At 61.0% G+C, this 236-nt stretch carries 1 pseudogene; it reads left to right on the forward strand.

Annotation, left to right across the window (positions count from 1 at the left end):
- A pseudogene (locus ACVA6Q_RS24930) lies at positions 1-236 on the forward strand (hypothetical protein); the annotation flags it as partial.

Consider the following 236-nt stretch of genomic DNA (forward strand, 5'->3'; position numbering starts at 1 on the left):
GTGCGGAACGGGGCTGGGCCTGACCAATACACCGGTCACCAATACCGCCACGGGCTCGGTCTCGCCAGACCGCGCAGGCATGGCGTCGGGCATCGATATGAGCGCCCGATTGATCAGCCTGGCCATCAACATCGCCCTCATGGGTTTCATTCTTCTCGAAGGCGTACTCTCTTACCTCACGCGCGCACTTTCCGGTTTTTCCGAAACCGGGCCGCTGCGTTTGCTCGCAGAAAAGG

This window comes from Vibrio sp. DNB22_10_4 (assembly GCF_052879755.1).